Source organism: Variovorax sp. GW458-11-26-14-LB1, from assembly GCF_059423965.1.
Genome location: NZ_JBWKYW010000081.1, coordinates 1 through 17,436 on the forward strand (window position 1 = coordinate 1; position 17,436 = coordinate 17,436).

At 69.7% G+C, this 17,436-nt stretch carries 17 protein-coding genes; all 17 read left to right on the forward strand.

Features of this window, described 5'->3' with window-relative positions; translation table 11 throughout:
• The first annotated feature begins 275 nt into the window (after positions 1-275).
• Positions 276-1,241: an ABC transporter substrate-binding protein gene (locus tag AC07YS_RS30800; RefSeq protein WP_495270147.1), complete on the forward strand. Its 966-nt coding sequence runs from the start codon at positions 276-278 to the stop codon at positions 1,239-1,241.
• A gap of 13 nt (positions 1,242-1,254) precedes the next feature.
• Positions 1,255-2,100, forward strand: a complete 846-nt coding sequence (locus tag AC07YS_RS30805) for an ABC transporter permease (RefSeq protein ID WP_370870104.1) — start codon at positions 1,255-1,257, stop codon at positions 2,098-2,100.
• Positions 2,085-2,879 (forward strand): ABC transporter ATP-binding protein, encoded by a 795-nt coding sequence (locus tag AC07YS_RS30810; RefSeq protein WP_062481286.1) that lies wholly within the window; start codon positions 2,085-2,087, stop codon positions 2,877-2,879. The genes AC07YS_RS30805 and AC07YS_RS30810 overlap by 16 nt, the downstream gene beginning before the upstream one ends.
• Before the next feature lie 7 nt (positions 2,880-2,886).
• Positions 2,887-3,624 carry a histidine utilization transcriptional repressor HutC gene (hutC, locus tag AC07YS_RS30815; RefSeq protein ID WP_095743138.1) on the forward strand — a complete coding sequence of 246 codons (738 nt, stop codon included), beginning with the start codon at positions 2,887-2,889 and terminating at the stop codon, positions 3,622-3,624.
• Between the two features lie 179 nt (positions 3,625-3,803).
• Positions 3,804-5,366 carry a histidine ammonia-lyase gene (gene hutH, locus AC07YS_RS30820; protein ID WP_070064048.1) on the forward strand — a complete coding sequence of 521 codons (1,563 nt, stop codon included), beginning with the start codon at positions 3,804-3,806 and terminating at the stop codon, positions 5,364-5,366.
• 37 nt (positions 5,367-5,403) lie between these two features.
• The gene (gene hutU, locus AC07YS_RS30825; protein ID WP_492687203.1) at positions 5,404-7,131 is read left to right on the forward strand and encodes a urocanate hydratase; all 1,728 of its coding nucleotides are present in this window, start codon (positions 5,404-5,406) and stop codon (positions 7,129-7,131) included.
• A gap of 71 nt (positions 7,132-7,202) precedes the next feature.
• Positions 7,203-8,042: a phytanoyl-CoA dioxygenase family protein gene (locus AC07YS_RS30830; protein ID WP_495270146.1), complete on the forward strand. Its 840-nt coding sequence runs from the start codon at positions 7,203-7,205 to the stop codon at positions 8,040-8,042.
• A gap of 133 nt (positions 8,043-8,175) precedes the next feature.
• The gene (locus tag AC07YS_RS30835) at positions 8,176-8,910 is read left to right on the forward strand and encodes an IclR family transcriptional regulator (RefSeq protein WP_095951039.1); all 735 of its coding nucleotides are present in this window, start codon (positions 8,176-8,178) and stop codon (positions 8,908-8,910) included.
• Between the two features lie 53 nt (positions 8,911-8,963).
• On the forward strand, positions 8,964-9,716 hold the full coding sequence (locus tag AC07YS_RS30840; protein WP_062482279.1) for a transporter substrate-binding domain-containing protein: 753 nt from the start codon (positions 8,964-8,966) through the stop codon (positions 9,714-9,716).
• Between the two features lie 7 nt (positions 9,717-9,723).
• Complete coding sequence (locus tag AC07YS_RS30845) at positions 9,724-10,392, forward strand: amino acid ABC transporter permease (protein WP_062482282.1); 669 nt, start codon at positions 9,724-9,726, stop codon at positions 10,390-10,392.
• Entirely contained in the window at positions 10,389-10,961 is a 573-nt protein-coding gene (locus tag AC07YS_RS30850) for a HutD/Ves family protein (protein WP_495270145.1), read from the forward strand. The genes AC07YS_RS30845 and AC07YS_RS30850 overlap by 4 nt, the downstream gene beginning before the upstream one ends.
• Before the next feature lie 25 nt (positions 10,962-10,986).
• Positions 10,987-12,237, forward strand: a complete 1,251-nt coding sequence (gene hutI / locus AC07YS_RS30855) for an imidazolonepropionase (RefSeq protein ID WP_495270144.1) — start codon at positions 10,987-10,989, stop codon at positions 12,235-12,237.
• Positions 12,234-13,616, forward strand: a complete 1,383-nt coding sequence (locus tag AC07YS_RS30860; protein ID WP_495270143.1) for a formimidoylglutamate deiminase — start codon at positions 12,234-12,236, stop codon at positions 13,614-13,616. The genes hutI and AC07YS_RS30860 overlap by 4 nt, the downstream gene beginning before the upstream one ends.
• Before the next feature lie 6 nt (positions 13,617-13,622).
• Positions 13,623-14,444 (forward strand): N-formylglutamate deformylase, encoded by an 822-nt coding sequence (gene hutG / locus AC07YS_RS30865; RefSeq protein WP_062482294.1) that lies wholly within the window; start codon positions 13,623-13,625, stop codon positions 14,442-14,444.
• Positions 14,441-15,598 carry a histidinol-phosphate transaminase gene (locus AC07YS_RS30870; protein WP_495270142.1) on the forward strand — a complete coding sequence of 386 codons (1,158 nt, stop codon included), beginning with the start codon at positions 14,441-14,443 and terminating at the stop codon, positions 15,596-15,598. The genes hutG and AC07YS_RS30870 overlap by 4 nt, the downstream gene beginning before the upstream one ends.
• Before the next feature lie 56 nt (positions 15,599-15,654).
• Positions 15,655-16,704 carry a homocysteine S-methyltransferase family protein gene (locus tag AC07YS_RS30875; RefSeq protein ID WP_070064057.1) on the forward strand — a complete coding sequence of 350 codons (1,050 nt, stop codon included), beginning with the start codon at positions 15,655-15,657 and terminating at the stop codon, positions 16,702-16,704.
• Positions 16,705-16,782: 78 nt separating this feature from the next.
• On the forward strand, positions 16,783-17,436 hold a 654-nt coding region (locus AC07YS_RS30880), incomplete at its 3' end, for an SH3 domain-containing protein (protein WP_495273953.1).

Consider the following 17,436-nt stretch of genomic DNA (forward strand, 5'->3'; position numbering starts at 1 on the left):
GAAAAGGGCCGGAGCCGGGGCGGACGCCGATTGTCCCCCAGCGGCTCCGATATGACTGTGGCACGGCGTTTGCAATGGTGAACCCCGTCCCGGCACCCCTCTTGTCTAGACAGCAAACTGGGGCATTTCTCTCGGAGATGCACCAAAACAGGACTTTCGGGTTATCCTGTATATACAAGTTGGGGCGCCTGGCAACAATGCGAGGCGTGCTGCCCATATCCCCCGGGCATGTATCGCCGAGTCACCTCTCTCAAAAAATGGAACCAGGAGTCCCCATGGTCAAGGTAGTTGTGAAAGTCGCTTCGCTGCTGGCAGCAGGTGCATGTGCAGCGGGCATGGCCGGAACGGCCGCCGCCCAGGACACGAAGATTTCGCTCGGCATGTCCGGCTGGACCGGCTTTGCGCCGCTGTCGCTGGCCGACAAGGCCGGCATCTTCAAGAAGAACGGGCTGGACGTCGAACTCAAGATGATCCCGCAGAAGGACCGCCACCTGGCGCTGGCCTCCGGCGCGATCCAGTGCGCGGCCACCACGGTGGAGACGCACGTGGCCTGGAACGCCAACGGCGTGCCGATCGTGCAGATCTTCCAGATGGACAAATCCTACGGCGCCGACGGCCTGGCCGTGCGCAACGACGTGAAGAGCTTCTCCGACCTCAAGGGCAAGAGCATCGGCGTGAGCGCCCCGGGCACCGCGCCGTACTTCGGCCTGGCCTGGATGCTCAGCAAGAACGGCATGAGCCTGAAGGACGTGAAGGTGGTCTCGCTCGAGCCGCAGCCCGCCGCGCAAGCCTTCGTGGCCGGCCAGAACGACGCCGCCATGACCTACGAGCCCTACCTGTCGACCGTGCGCGCCAACCCGGCCGCCGGCAAGATCCTGGCCACCACGCTCGACTACCCGATGGTGATGGACACCGTCGGCTGCGCCCCCGCCTGGCTCAAGGCCAACAGCAAGGCTGCCGCCGCGCTCACCAAGTCGTACTTCGACGCGCTGGACATGATCAAGGCCGACCCGGCCAAGGCCAACGAGCTCATGGGCTCGGCCGTCAAGCAAAGCGGCGAGCAGTTCGCCAAGTCGTCGGCGTACCTGCGCTGGCAGGACAAGGCCGCCAACCAGAAGTTCTTCGCAGGCGAGCTCACCAGCTTCATGAAGGAAGCCGCGGCCATCCTGCTGGAGGCCGGCGTGATCCGCAAGGCGCCGGAAGACTATGCCGCCACCTTCGACGCCAGCTATGTCAAGTAAGGCCTTGCCGCAGATGCAACCGATGACCGCCGCCCCGGCGCGCGCCGTGACGCCGCCGCCCGCGCCTCCCGTGCGGCGTCGCGTGTTCGCGCCGCTGGAGCCCATCAGCGCGTCCGCGCGCACGCTGCTGGGGCTGGGCTTCTTCGTGCTCTTCGTGGTGGTGTGGGGCATCGCCACGCTGGGCGGCTTCGTGTCGCCCACCTTCCTGGCGAGCCCGATCACGATGGTCAAGGAGGGCTGGCTGCTCTTCACCGAGTACGGTTTCATCGGCGACATCGGCATGACCGTGTGGCGCGTGTTCGGCGGCTTCCTGCTGGCGGCCGTCATCGCGGTGCCGCTGGGCGTGGCCATGGGCACCTGGAAGACCGTCGAGGCCTTCTTCGAGCCCTTTGTGTCGTTCTGCCGCTACCTGCCGGCCTCGGCTTTCATCCCGCTGCTCATCCTGTGGGCGGGCCTGGGCGAAATGCAGAAGCTCCTGGTGATCTTCATCGGCTCGTTCTTCCAGATCGTGCTGATGGTGGCCGTCACCGTGGGCGGCGCGCGGCGCGACCTCGTCGAGGCCGCCTACACGCTGGGCGCCAACAGCCGCGGCATCGTGGCGCGCGTGCTCATTCCGGGCGCTGCGCCGGGCATCGCCGAAACGCTGCGCCTCGTGCTGGGCTGGGCCTGGACGTATGTGATCGTGGCGGAACTGATCGGCTCCTCGTCGGGCATCGGCCACATGATCACCGACAGCCAGGCGCTGCTGAACACCGGGCAGATCATCTTCGGGATCATCGTGATCGGCGTCATCGGCCTGTTGTCCGACTTCGCTTTCAAGGCGATGAATCGCCGTCTGTTTGCATGGGCTGCACTGTGAAGAACCAACTTTCCATCCAGGGCGTCTCGCGCGTCTTCACCGGCACCAAGGGCCAGCGCACGCAGGCCTTGCAGCCGATCGACTTCGAGGTGAAGGAGAACGACTTCGTCACCATCCTCGGCCCCTCGGGCTGCGGCAAGTCGACGCTCTTGCGCATCGTGGCGGGGCTCGACTTCCCGACCACCGGCCAGGTGATGCTCGACGGCGAGCGCATCGAAGGCCCCGGCGCCGACCGCGGCGTGGTGTTCCAGAGCTACACGCTCTTCCCGTGGCTCACGGTGGCGCAGAACATCCGCTTCGGCCTGCGCGAGCGCGGCATGAGCGAAGCCGACCAGAAGGAACGCAGCGAGTTCTTCATTGCCAAGGTGGGTCTGCGCGGCTTCGAGCACCACTTCCCGAAGCAGCTCTCGGGCGGCATGCAGCAGCGCACGGCCATTGCGCGCGCGCTGGCCAACGACCCCAAGATGCTGCTGCTCGACGAGCCCTTCGGCGCACTCGACAACCAGACCCGCGTGCTCATGCAGGAGCTGCTGCTGGGCATCTGGGAGTCGGCGCAGAAGACGGTGCTGTTCGTCACGCACGACATCGACGAGGCGATCTTCATGGCCAACCGTGTGGCCGTGTTCAGCGCGCGGCCGGGCCGCATCAAGACCGAGATCGCGGTCGACTTCCCGCACCCGCGCAGCTACACCATCAAGACCTCGCCCGAGTTCATGGACATCAAGGCGCGCCTGACCGAAGAAATCCGCGCCGAGTCGATGGCCGCCGCGGAACATTGAAAGCACGATGAAACGCGACCTGCCGTCCCTCGCGCTCTATGCGCAAGTCAAGGATCACATCTCCCGCAAGATCCAGGACGGCACGTGGCCGCCCGGCCACCGCCTGCCTTCCGAGAACGAGCTGGTCGCGCAGTTCGGCATGGCGCGCATGACCGTGAACCGCGCCCTGCGCGAGCTCATGGAGCAGGGGCGCATCGTGCGCGTGGCCGGCGTCGGCAGCTTCGTGGCCGAGAACAAGCCGCAGTCGACGCTGCTGCAGATCGCCAACATCGCCAGCGAAATCCGCCAGCGCGGCCACGACTACCGCTGCGAGATGCTCGCGGTCGAGCGCCTCGCGGCCTCGCCCGACGTGGCCGCCTGGCTCGACCTGCGCGCGGGCGACTCGGTGTTCCACAGCGCCTGCCTGCACCTGGACAACGACACGCCCGTGCAGCTCGAGGAGCGCTACGTCAACCCGCAGGTCGTGCCCGACTTTCTCGAGCAGGACTTCACGGTCGTGCCGCCCAGCGAGTACCTGGTGCGCAACGTGCCTTTCGACCAGATCGAACACGTCGTCGATGCCGTGCTGCCCAGCGCCGAACAGGCCGAGCGGCTCGCGATGGCGCCCACCGACCCCTGCCTGCTGCTGACGCGCCGCACCTGGATCCGCAACACGCCCGTGACCTGGGTGCGCTGCCTGCATCCCGCGTCGCGCTACAGCCTGGGCAGCCGATTCAAGTCCGACGGCAACCCGACCTTCGGCTGAATATGACGCTCCCCCAGTCTTCGCGCACTTCGTGTCGCTTCGCCAACCCCCTCGCCGGGGGCAACACCAGCGGCCCGGCAAAGCCGGTTCCGCGGTGTTCCACGAAGGGACCGTGAGTCTTTTTTAAATGTCCAAAGGACAAGGTTTTCTCTCGCAACCACTTGTATAGACAGGTTCACATGCCAAGCAATCACACCGCCACTCCCCACGCCACATTGACCCTCACGCCCGGCAAGGTCGACCTTGCGATGCTGCGACGCATCCAGGCCGGCGGCGTGCACCTTGCGCTCGACCCGTCGGTGCAGGACGGCATGGCCAAGGCCGAGGCCGCGGTGCGCCACATCGTCGAGAACGACGAGGTGGTCTACGGCATCAACACCGGTTTCGGCAAGCTCGCCAGCACGCGCATCGGCAACGACCACCTGGCCGAGCTGCAGCGCAACCTCGTGCTCTCGCACAGCGTGGGCACCGGCGAGCCGCTGGCCGCGCCGGTGGTGCGCATGATCCTCGCGACCAAGGCCGTGAGCCTGGCGCGCGGCCACTCGGGCGTGCGGCCCGCGCTGGTCGATGCGCTGCTGGCGCTGTTCAACGCCGGCGTCACGCCCAGCATCCCGTGCAAGGGCTCGGTCGGCGCCTCGGGCGACCTCGCGCCGCTGGCCCACATGGCCTGCGTGCTCATCGGCGAAGGCGAAGCCACGCTGGCCGACGGCAAGAAGGTGAGCGGCGCCGAAGCCATGCGCAGCATCGGCCTCGAGCCCTTCGTGCTCGGCCCCAAGGAAGGCCTGGCGCTGCTCAACGGCACGCAGGTGTCGACCGCGCTGGCGCTGGCCGGCCTGTTCGGCGCCGAAGACGTGTTCGCCGCCGCGCTGATGTCGGGCGCGCTGTCGCTCGAAGCCATCCAGGGCTCGATCAAGCCCTTCGACGCCCGCATCCACGCCGCGCGCGGCCAGCCCGGCCAGATCGCCGTGGCCGGCGCCGTGCGCACGCTGCTCGACGGCAGCGAGATCGTGCCTTCGCACGCCGACTGCGGCCGCGTGCAGGACCCGTACTCGGTGCGCTGCATCCCGCAGGTGATGGGCGCCTGCCTCGACAACCTGGCCCACGCCTCGCGCGTGCTGGTCATCGAAGCCAACGCCGCATCGGACAACCCGCTCGTGTTCTGCGACACCGGCGAGGTGATCTCGGGTGGCAACTTCCACGCCGAGCCGGTCGCCTTCGCGGCCGACATCATTGCGCTGGCCGTGAGCGAAGTCGGCGCCATCGCCGAGCGCCGCCTCGCGCTGCTGCTCGACAGCGGCCTGTCGGGCCTGCCGCCCTTCCTGGTGCGCGACGGCGGCCTGAACTCCGGCTTCATGATCGCGCAGGTCACGGCCGCCGCGCTCGCCTCGGAAAACAAGTCGCACGCGCACCCCGCCAGCGTCGACAGCCTGCCGACCTCGGCCAACCAGGAAGACCACGTGTCGATGGCCACCTTCGCGGCGCGCCGCCTGGGCGACATGGTCAACAACACCGCCGTGGTGGTGGGCATCGAAGCGATGGCCGCCGCCCAGGGCATCGAACTCAAGCGCAAGCTGAAGAGTTCGCCGCTGGTCGAAGCGGAATTCGCCCGCATCCGCCAGAAGGTCGCGTTCCTCGAGACCGACCGCTACCTCGCACCCGACATCGAAGCCATGCGCCTGTGGGCGCTCGCGGCCGACCTGCCGGCCGCGCTGCTCGACATCCTGCCCAGCCACTCGAAGTGATCCGTACCGACCGCCACCCGACAAGGAGAACCACGCCATGAACGCACCCGACAAATTCGCCCTGAACACCACCACCGGCGCCGATCCGCGCCATGACCCGACCCGCGTGATCCGCGCCCCGCGCGGCACCGAGCTGAACTGCAAGAGCTGGCTCACCGAAGCGCCTTACCGCATGCTGCAGAACAACCTCGACGCCGAGGTGGCCGAGCGCCCGCAAGACCTCGTGGTGTACGGCGGCATCGGCCGCGCCGCGCGCGACTGGGCCTGCTACGACCAGATCCTCGCCTCGCTGAAGGAACTGGAAGACGACGAGACGCTGCTCATTCAATCGGGCAAGCCGGTCGGCGTGTTCAAGACGCATGCCGATGCACCGCGCGTGCTGCTCGCCAACTCCAACCTCGTGCCGAAGTGGGCCAATTGGGAGCACTTCAACGAGCTCGATCGCCAGGGCCTCTTCATGTACGGCCAGATGACGGCGGGCAGCTGGATCTACATCGGCAGCCAGGGCATCGTGCAAGGCACCTTCGAGACCTTCGTCGAAGCCGGCCGCCAGCACTACAACAACAGCCTCGCGGGCAAGTGGATCCTCACGGCAGGCCTGGGCGGCATGGGTGGCGCACAGCCGCTCGCGGCCACGCTGGCCGGCGCCGTGTCGCTGAACATCGAGTGCCAGCAGTCGAGCATCGACTTCCGCCTGCGCACGCGCTACGTCGACAAGCAGGCACGCGACATCGACCACGCCTTCGAACTGATCAAGCAGCACTGCGATGCCAAGGAAGCCGTGTCGATCGCGCTGCTGGGCAACGCGGCCGACATCCTGCCCGAGCTGGTCAAGCGCGCGAAGGCCGGTGGCCTCAAGCCCGACCTCGTGACCGACCAGACCTCCGCGCACGACCTGATCAACGGCTACCTGCCCTCGGGCTGGACCGTGCCGCAGTGGCAGGCCGCCATGAAGGACGCGTCGCAACACGACGCGCTGAAGAAGGCCGCCGCCAAGTCGTGCGCCGTGCACGTGCAGGCCATGCTCGACTTCCAGGCCATGGGCATTCCCACGGTCGACTACGGCAACAACATCCGCCAGGTCGCGTTCGACGAAGGCGTGAAGAACGCCTTCGACTTCCCGGGCTTCGTGCCGGCCTACATCCGTCCGCTGTTCTGCGAAGGCAAGGGCCCGTTCCGCTGGGTGGCGCTCTCGGGCGACCCGGAAGACATCTACAAGACCGACGCCAAGATCAAGGAGCTGTTCCCCGAGAACACGCACACGCACCGCTGGCTCGACATGGCGCGCGAGCGCATCGCCTTCCAGGGCCTGCCCGCGCGCATCTGCTGGCTCGGCCTGGGCGAGCGCCACATCGCCGGCCTGGCCTTCAACGAGATGGTGAAGAACGGCGAGCTCAAGGGCCCGATCGTCATCGGCCGCGACCACCTGGACACCGGCTCGGTCGCCAGCCCGAACCGCGAGACCGAAGCCATGAAGGACGGCACCGACGCCGTCTCCGACTGGCCGCTGCTCAACGCCCTGCTCAACACGGCCGGCGGCGCGACCTGGGTCAGCCTGCACCACGGCGGCGGCGTGGGCATGGGCTACTCGCAGCATTCGGGCGTGGTGATCGTGTGCGACGGCACCGACGCGGCGGCCAAGCGCATCGGGCGCGTGCTCTTCAACGACCCGGCCACCGGCGTCATGCGCCATGCCGACGCGGGCTACGACATCGCCGTGGCCACGGCGAAGAAGCAGGGCCTGAAGCTGCCGATGATCAAGTAAGGCCGGCAGGCGCCGCAGGTGAAGTAAAAAAGCGGGTCACCCGACACCCGACACACGAAGGAGACCCGACGATGACCCTCGATGCTTGCGACCTGCAGCGCCGCGTGCGCGAACGCGTGGACGACGCGCTGGTGGCGCAGTTCCAGCGCGACGGCGCGGTCTGCATCCGCCAGTTGCTCACGGCCGACGAACTCGCGCTGCTGCGTGACGGCATCGAGGCGAACCTGGCGGCGCCCAGCCCGCGCGCCAAGGTCGCGAGCCGGCCCGACGACCCGGGCCGCTTCTTCGAGGACTTCTGCAACTGGCAGGAGATCGACGCCTTCGGCCGCTTCATCCGGCAGGCGCCGCTGGCGCCCCTCGCGCAGCGGCTCATGGGCTCCAACACCGTGCGCCTGTACCACGACCACCTGCTCGTGAAGGAGCCCGGCACGCGCCAGCGCACGCCGTGGCACCAGGACCAGCCCTACTACAACATCGAGGGCATGCAGAACGTCAGCATGTGGATTCCGGTCGATCCGGTGTCGCGTGCCGCCACGCTCGAGTTCGTGGCCGGCTCCCACAAGGGGCCGTGGCTGATGCCGCGCACCTTCATGGACAACCACGCCAAGTGGTTCCCCGAAGGCAGCCTCGACGACCTGCCCGACATCGAGGGCGCGCGCGAGCGCTTTCCCATCGTCGGCTGGGACATCGAGCCCGGCGACTTCGTCTGCTTCCACATGCTCACGCTGCATGCGGCGGCCGGCGTCGAGGGGCCGAACCGGCGCCGCGTGTTCTCGGTGCGCTTTATGGGCGACGACATCCGCCACGCGCCGCGCAGCTGGAAGACCTCGCCCGATTTCCCGGGCCTGGCCGAGCGCCTGCCGGCCGGCGCGCCGATGGACGATCCGCTCTTTCCGCTGCTGGTGCGCTGAGCCCCGGTAAGACGAAGGTAGAAAGAAAAAACGCGCTCATTCCCATCGAGTGGGAATTCGGGCTTGGTCGTGAGAACGGCGAGCAAGATACTGCACGCCGCATCCACTTTCGACCGCCCAGCGATTGCCCCCGATGACGACCCCCCTTGACGCTCCCGCCCACAACGACCGCGCGCTGTTCGTGCTGTCGGTGCTGGCGCAAAGCAAGGCGGCGATGACGGCGGCCGAGCTGGTGCAGGCCACCGGCCTGTCGCAGAGCACGCTGTACCGCCAGGTCGCCACCTTGCGCCGCTGGGGCTTCGTGATGGAGTCCGAGGGCCGCTATTCGCCGGGGCCCGTCAGCGTGCAGCTGGCCAGCGGCTTCGACGGCAACTCCGACCTCGTGATGGCCGCGCGCGCCGACATGCGCGTGCTGGCGCAGCAAAGCCACGAGAGCGTGGCGCTCGTCACCCTGGTGAACGAGCGCGTCGTGTGCCTGGAGATGATCGACAGCGAACAGTCGCTGCGCTGCTCCTTCGACCGCGGCCGCAGCGTGCCCGCGCGCGACGGCGCCAGCGCCAAGTGCCTGCTGGCCCACGCGCCCGACGACGCGCGCGACCTGCTGCTCGACGGGCTCGACGAAGGCCCCGAACGCCGCGCCGAGCGCGCCGCCGAACTCGACGCCATCCGCGCCGCCGGCCATGCCGTGACCCACGGCGAGGTCGATGCCGGCGTGTGGGGCGCGAGCGCGCCGGTGCTGGCCGCGGGCCGGCGCCTGCGCGGGGCGATCACGCTCATGGCCCCGCTCACGCGCGTCGAAGGCATGGAAGCTGCATTGGTCCACATGACCGTCGTCACGGCGGCCCGCATCTCGCGCGCACTGCAGTAGTCGCCGCTTTTCTTTTTCTTTCTCCCTCCCTCACCTCCACGAAAGCCCTCCCCATGAACACCCGTCGCACCCTCGTCGCCGCCGCCCTGTCCGGCCTCGCCTTCTTCGGTTTCGCTGGCGCCGCGCAAGCCCAGGGCGAGCCGCTGCGCGTGGCCACCGACGCCACCTTCCCGCCGATGGAGTTCGTGGAAAACGGCAAGCGCACCGGCTTCGACGTGGAGCTGGTCGAGGCCATCGGCAAGACGCTGGGTCGCAAGATCGAGTGGATCGACATCGACTTCAAGGGCCTCGTGCCGGGCCTCATTTCCAAGCGCTTCGACATGGCCGTGTCGGGCATCTACATCACCGACGAGCGCAAGAAGGTCGTCGACTTCACCGTGCCGTACTACGCCGGCGGCCTCGTGGTCATGGTGAAGGACAACAACACGACCATCAAGAAGCCGGCCGACATCAACGGCAAGAAGGTCAGCGTGCAGGTGGGCACCAAGTCCGTGTCGTACACGAAGGAGAAATTCCCGCAGGTGCAGCTGATGGAAGTCGAGAAGAACCAGGAGATGTTCAACCTCGTGGACATCGGCCGCGCCGACGCCGCCGTCACCGGCAAACCCGCCGCCTTCCAGTACGTGCGCACGCGCGGCGGCCTGAAGGTGCTCGACGAGCAGATCACCACCGAGGAATACGGCATGGCCATCCGCAAGGACACGCCCGAGCTCACCAAGGCCGTGAACGGCGCGATCGAGAAGCTCAAGGCCGACGGCACCTACGCCGCCATCGTGAAGAAGTGGTTCAGCGCCACCGCCAAGTAAGCGCGCCATGGACTTCGATTTCTCGCCCGTCTGGCAGGGCTGGCCCGACCTGCTGCGCGGCGCGCTGGTCACGGTGGAGATCACCGCCTGCGCGCTGGCCCTGGGGTGCGTGCTGGGCCTGCTGGTCGGCATCGGCCGGCTGAACCCGAAGCGGCGCTGGATCTACGGCGTGTGCACCGCCTACGTGGCGGCGATTCGCGGCACGCCGCTGCTGGTGCAGCTGTTCATCCTGTTCTTCGGCCTGCCGCACTTCGGCATCCTGCTGCCCGCCTTCGTGTGCGGCGTGCTGGGGCTCGGCGTGTACTCGGGCGCCTACGTGTCCGAGATCGTGCGCGGCGCGATCCAGTCGATCGACAAGGGCCAGACCATGGCCGCGCAGTCGCTGGGTATGACGCCCGGCGTGGCCATGCGCCAGATCGTGCTGCCGCAGGCCGTGGTGCGCATGATTCCGCCGCTGGGCAACGAGTTCATCGCGCTCATCAAGAACTCGGCGCTGGTGTCGCTCCTGACCATCCATGACGTGATGCACGAAGGCCAGAAGATCATCAGCGTGTCGTACCGCTCGCTCGAGGTGTACCTGGCCATCGCGCTCGTGTACTTCATGCTCACGGGCACGATGACCCTGATCCTGCGGCATTTCGAACAGAAGCTGCGCCAGGGCGGGTTGATGCGATGAGCGTGCAGCGTTTTTCGCGCGCGACCCTGCGCGCCACGCCCTGGAAGAACGGCGGCGGCACCACGCAGGAAATCGCCAGCTGGCCGCCAGGCGCGGGGCTCGACAGCTTCGGCTGGCGCGTGAGCATCGCCACCATCGCGTCGCCCGGCCCGTTCTCGGTGTTCCCGGGCATCGACCGCCAGATCATGCTGCTCGAAGGCGACGGCGTGCGCCTCTTCACGCACGACGGCCGCGTGTCGCACCGGCTCGACGTGCCGCACCAGCCCTTCGCCTTTTCGGGCGACGACCCGATCGACTGCACGCTGCTCGGCGGCGCCTCGAACGACTTCAACGTGATGGCGCGCGGCGGCCAATGGCGCGCCGAGGTGCAGGTGCTGGAACGCGCCGCCGACATCGCGCCCGCGCCGCACGGCGTGCTGCTGGCCTTGCGCGGCGAGTGGCGCTTGAGTGACGGCGAAGCCCTGGGTGACGGCGACGGCCTGTGCTGGACCGACGCCGCGCAGGCATGGCAGGCCGCACCGGCGAGCGACGGCGCGCGGCTGGTGGCCGTGCGCTTCGTGCCGGCCTGAGTAGCCACAGAAAAAGGAGATGACGATGACACCCCCCAGCGAATTCCCCTCGGCCGACGGCCTGTGGACCGGCCTGCGCCTGGCGCCAGGTGCGGCGCCCGGCGTCACCTTGGCGCCCGATGCCGAAGCCGCCCTCGTGGTCGCGCAGGGCACGGTCCGCTGGGTCGGCGCGCGCGCCGACCTGCCCGCCGAATTCGCGGGGCTCACGCCGCACGACGGCGGCGGTGCGCTCGTCACGCCCGGCCTCGTCGATTGCCACACGCACCTGGTCTACGGCGGCCAGCGCGCCAACGAGTTCGCGATGCGGCTGGCGGGCGCCACCTACGAAGAGGTGGCCAAGGCTGGCGGCGGCATCGTCTCGTCGGTGCGCGCCACGCGCGAGGCCGACGAGGACACGCTCTTCGCCCAGGCCGCCGCGCGCCTCGAGCAGCTGCTGGCCGACGGCGTCTGCGCCATCGAGATCAAGTCGGGCTACGGCCTGGCGCTCGAGCACGAGCGCAAGCAGCTGCGCGTGGCGCGGCGACTGGGCGAGGCCTACGGCGTCACCGTGCGCACCACCTTCCTCGGCGCGCACGCGCTGCCGCCCGAATACGCGGGCCGCAGCGGCGACTACATCGACCTCGTCTGCAAGGAGATGCTGCCCGCGCTCGCGGCCGAAGGGCTGGTCGATGCGGTCGACGTGTTCTGCGAACGCATCGCCTTCTCGCTCGCGGAGACCGAGCAGGTCTTCCAAGCCGCCAAGGCGCTGGGCCTGCCGGTGAAGCTGCATGCCGAGCAGCTGTCGGACATGGGCGGCGCGGCGCTGGCCGCACGCTACGGCGCGCTGTCGTGCGACCACATCGAGCACCTGTCGGCCGACGGCATCGCGGCCATGCGCCAGTCGGGCACCGTGGCCGTGCTGCTGCCCGGCGCCTACTACACGCTGCGCGACACGCACCTGCCGCCCATCGACGCGCTGCGCGCCGCGGGCGTGCCGATGGCCGTGTCGACCGACCACAACCCCGGCACCTCGCCGACGCTGAGCCTGCTGCTGATGGTCAACATGGCCTGCACGCTGTTTCGCCTCACTGTGCCCGAGGCGCTGGCCGGCGTCACCGCGCACGCGGCGCGCGCGCTCGGCCTGCAGGACACGCACGGCGCCATCGCGCCCGGCATGCCCGCCAACTTCGTGCTCTGGAACCTGCACGACGCCGCCGAGCTGGCCTACTGGTTCGGCCAGCAGCCGGTGCGCGCCGTGGTGCGCCAGGGACGCATCGCCATCGGAGCCACCGAATGACACACACGCTTTTCGCAGCCGATGCGCTGCTGCCCGCAGGCTGGACGAAGAACGTCCTGCTGTCGTGGAACGACGCCGGCCAGCTTACGCAGGTGCAGGCCGGCGCGCAACCGCCAGCGGGCGCGCAGGTGGCGACCGGCCCGGTGATCCCCGGCATGCCCAACCTGCATTCGCACGCCTTCCAGCGCGCCTTCGCGGGCCTCACCGAGCACCGCGCCGAACAGCAGGACAGCTTCTGGAGCTGGCGCACGCTGATGTACCGCTTTGCCGCGCGCCTCGGCCCGCAGCACATGGAGGCCATCGCGACCTGGCTCTACGCCGAGATGCTCGAGGCGGGCTACACCAGCGTGTGCGAGTTCCAGTACGTGCACCACGACACCGACGGCCGCCCCTACGCCGACGACGCGGCACTGAGCCGCGCGCTGCTGCGCGCCGCGCACAACACCGGCATCGGCTTCACGCTGCTGCCCGTGCTCTACCAGACCAGCGGTTTCGGCGACCAGCCGCCCACCGAGGGACAGCGCCGCTTCATCCGCTCGACCGAATCGATGCTGCGCCTGCTCGACGCGCTCAAGCCCGACTGCGACGCGCAGAGCGCGCGCCTGGGCCTGGCGCCGCATTCGCTGCGCGCCGTGCCGCCCGAGGCGCTGCGCGAGGCGCTCGCCGGCCTGGACGCCATCGATCGCACCGCGCCGGTCCACATCCACATCGCCGAGCAGACGAAGGAAGTGGACGACTGCGTGGAGTGGAGCGGCCTGCGCCCGGTCGAATGGCTGCTCGACCACGCGGCCGTCGATGCGCGCTGGTGCCTCGTGCACGCCACGCACATGAACGACGCCGAGTACGAATACGCGGCCCAGAGCGGCGCGGTCGCGGGCCTGTGCCCGACCACCGAGGCCAACCTGGGCGATGGCATCTTCGACTTCGCGCGCTGGCGCAGCCACGGCGGCGCCTGGGGCGTGGGCTCCGACAGCCATGCCAGCGTCAACGCGGCCGAGGAACTGTTGATGCTCGAGTACAGCCAGCGCCTGGGCCGGCGCCAGCGCAACGTCGGCGCCAGCGCGGCGCAGCCGCACGTGGCCACCGCGCTCACGCTCGAAGCGGTGCAGGGCGGGGCGCAAGCCTCGGGCCGCGCGGTCGGCGGGCTGGCCGCGGGGCAGCAGGCCGACTTCGTCGTGCTCGATGCCCATCACCTCGCGCTGCAGGGCCTGTCGGCGCCCGACATGCTCTCGGCCCATGTGTTCGCGAGCCACCGCACCTCGGCCGTCGACGCGGTCTGGGTGGCGGGCCGCCCGCGCGTCACGGGCGGGCGCCACGCGCTGCATGGCGATGCCGCCGCCGCCTTCGTTGCCGCGCGCACCCAACTCCTCAAGGACTGAATTCCCATGGCCTTCACCACCACCGAACCGGCGTTCCGCTTCCGCCAGGGCACGCGCCCGCTGCTGATCTCGATGCCGCACGTCGGCACGCACGTGCCGCCCGCGCTGGCCGCGCGCTTCACCGACGAGGCGCGCCACGTGCCCGACACCGACTGGCACCTCGAGCAGCTCTACGACTTCGCCGACGCACTCGGCGCCTCGGTGCTCGTGGCCACGCACTCGCGCTACGTGGTCGACCTGAACCGTCCGCCGGACGGCGCCAGCCTGTACCCGGGCCAGAGCGTCACCGGCCTGTGCCCGGTCGACACCTTCGACGACACGCCGGTCTACGCGAAGCCCGAAGACCACCCGTCCGACGAAGAAGTTGCCGAACGCCGCGAGGCCGTCTGGCGCCCGTACCACCAGCAACTGCAGGCCGAACTCGATCGCCTCACGGCCGCGCACGGCACCGTCGCGCTGTGGGACGCGCACTCGATCCGCTCCGTGCTGCCGCGCTTCTTCGAGGGCAAGCTGCCCGACCTGAACCTGGGCACCGCCGACGGCAAGAGCTGCGACCCCGCGCTGGCCGCCACGCTGCGCGGCATCGCCGAATCGGCGCCGGGCTACACCGGCGTGCTCAACGGCCGCTTCAAGGGCGGCCACATCACGCGCCAGTACGGCAATCCGGCCGGCGGCGTGCACGCGGTGCAGCTGGAGATGACGCAGTCGAGCTACATGCAGGAAGCGCTGCCCTTCGACTACCTGCCCGACGTGGCCGCGGGCGTGAAGCCGCACGTGCGCCGCATGCTGGAAGCGGTGCTGGCCTTCGTCGAAGGCGGCGCCCGGTGAGCGCCGCCATCCACGCGTTCGCGCGCCCCGAGGTGCCGCCGCTGCCGCCCTACAACGCGGGGCTGTCCTCGGACGCCGTGCGCGCGCGCTACGGCGTCAGCGAGATCGCGCGGCTGGCGAGCAACGAGAACCCGTACGGCCCCAGCCCCGCGGTGGCGCGGGCGCTGGTCGACCTGGCGGCGCGCGCGGGCACCTACCCCGACGCCAACTCCACGGCGCTGCGTGCCGCCATCGCGCAGCGCACCGGTGCGCAGCCCGGCGAGGTGGTGATCGGCAACGGCTCCGAGGACATCCTGCAGATGCTGTGCCAGGCGCTGCTGTCGCCGGGCGACCGCGTGCTCACGCAGCGCCCGGCCTTCGGCCTGCACGAGATCTACCCGCGCATGATGGGCGCGCAGGTCGAGCTGCTGACGCTCACGCCGGAACTCGGCTTCGACGTCGAGGCCTGGTGCGCCGCGCTCGCGCGCGGGCCCAAGGTGGTGATGCTGGCCAACCCCTCGAACCCGGTCGGCTGCATGTTCGATGCGGGCGACTTCGCACGCCTGCTCGCGGCGGTGCCCGCGGGCACGCTGCTGGTGGTGGACGAGGCCTACTACGAATATGCGCGGCTGGCGCCCGGCTACCCCGACGTGCTCGCCCTGCTGCGCGCCTGGCAGGCGGCCGGCGAAGGCCGCTCTCCCTGGATCGTGCTGCGCACCTTCTCCAAGGCCTGGGGCCTGGCCGGCCTGCGCGTGGGCTACGGCATCGCGTCCGACGCGGCGCTGGTGCAGCTGCTCGACCGCGTGCGCACGCCCTTCAACGTGAACCTGGCGGCGCAGGCCGCGGCGCTGGCGGCCTGGGGCGACGAGGCCTTCATGGCGCAGGCGGTGGCGCGCACCGTGCAACAGCGCGAGGCGCTGGCGGCGCAGCTTCGCGCCCTGGCCGGGTCGGTCTGGCCGGGCCTGCGCATCGCGCCTTCGGCGGCCAACTTCCTGTTCGTCGACCTTGGTCGGCCCAACGCGCCGGTCAACGAGGCGTTGCTGGCGCGCGGGATCATCGTCAAGCCCTGGAAGGAGCCGGGTTTCGAGACCTTTATCCGCGTGTCGGTGGGCACCGACGCGGACAACGCGCGCTTCGTGCAGGCGCTGGCGGAGATCGCGGGCGGGCAAGGCTGACGCCGGCAAGACCCGCCTGCGCGCCGGGCCAGACCGGGGTTTTTACAATCGCGGACATGACCAAGCCCCTCATCTATACCCGCGGCCAGGCGCTGCCGGGCATCCTCGCCAACCGCATTGCCATCCTCGACGGCGCGATGGGCACGATGATCCAGCGCTTCAAGCTCACCGAAGAGCAATACCGCGGCGAGCGCTTCAAGGACTTCGAGCGCGACGTGAAGGGCAACAACGAGCTGCTGTCGCTCACGCGCCCCGACGTCATCACCGACATCCACGAGGCCTACCTCGCGGCCGGCGCCGACCTCATCGAGACCAACACCTTCGGCGCCACCACCATCGCGCAGGAGGACTACAAGATGGCCCACCTGGCGCGCGAGATGAACCTCGAATCGGCCAAGCTCGCACGCGCGGCCTGCGACAAGTACAGCACGCCCGACAAGCCGCGCTTCGTGGCCGGCGCCCTCGGCCCGACGCCCAAGACGGCGAGCATCAGCCCCGACGTGAACGATCCGGGCGCGCGCAATGTCGATTTCGAATCGCTGCGCGCGGCGTACTACGAGCAGACCGAGGCGCTGGTCGAAGGCGGCGCCGACGTGATCCTGGTCGAGACCATCTTCGACACGCTCAACGCCAAGGCCGCGCTGTTCGCGGTGGACGAATATTTCGACAACAGCGGCCAGCGCCTGCCGCTGATCATCAGCGGCACGGTGACCGACGCCTCGGGCCGCATCCTCAGCGGCCAGACCGTCACCGCCTTCTGGCACAGCGTGCGCCATGCGCAGCCGCTGGCCATCGGCCTGAACTGCGCGCTGGGCGCGACGCTGATGCGCCCCTACATCCAGGAACTGGCGCGCGTGGCGGGCGACACCTACATCAGCTGCTACCCGAACGCCGGCCTGCCCAACCCGATGAGCGACACCGGCTTCGACGAGACGCCCGACGTCACCTCGCGCCTGCTGCACGAGTTCGCGGCCGAGGGGCTGGTGAACATCGTGGGCGGCTGCTGCGGCACCACGCCGGACCACATCGCGGCGATCGGTGCGGCGGTGGCGCCTGCCAAGGGCCGCCTCCTGAACAGCAACGGCTTCTACAAAGAAGCCGCCTGACGCCGGGCGCCACGTGCGCCCTCGGCTGATTGACGGCTCCCCGCCCCACGCCTACGCTGGGACGCACAGGAGCCTCCCATGAACGCCACATCCTTCTTGCGCCGCGCTGCCTTGGGCGCGCTCGTCCTGCTGCTGCCGCTCGCCGCGGCGGCGCAGCAGGCCTTCACGCGCGGCGCGGTCAACCTGCGCGCCGGGCCCTCGGGCGACTACCCGCTGGTGGCACGGCTCGGGCCGGGGCAGCCGGTCGACGTGGTCGGCTGCACCAGCGGCTACGGCTGGTGCGACGTGGTGCTGCCCGACGGCGGGCGCGGCTGGGTCTGGGCGAGGAACCTCGACTACGCCTACCAGCAGCAGCGCGTGCCGCTGGCCACCTACGGCGCGGTCATCGGCGTGCCCATCGTGAGCTTCGTGATCGGCAGCTACTGGGCCGACTACTACCGCGACCGCCCCTGGTACGGCGACCGGCGCTGGTGGGGCCACCGGCCCCCGCCGCCACCGATCGCGGGCTGGCGTCCGCCGCCGCCCGTGCACCCGGGCTGGCAGCCGCGGCCCTGGCCGGGGCCTGGCGTGCGTCCGCCCCACGGACCCGGGGTTCGTCCACCTCATGGGCCCGGGGTTCGTCCCCCGCACGGGCCGGGCATCCGGCCGCCCGTCGACCCGGGGTTCCGCCCGCCGCGACCGCAGCCGGGCTTCCGGCCCGGGCCGCCGCCGGGCGTGTCGCATCCGCATCCT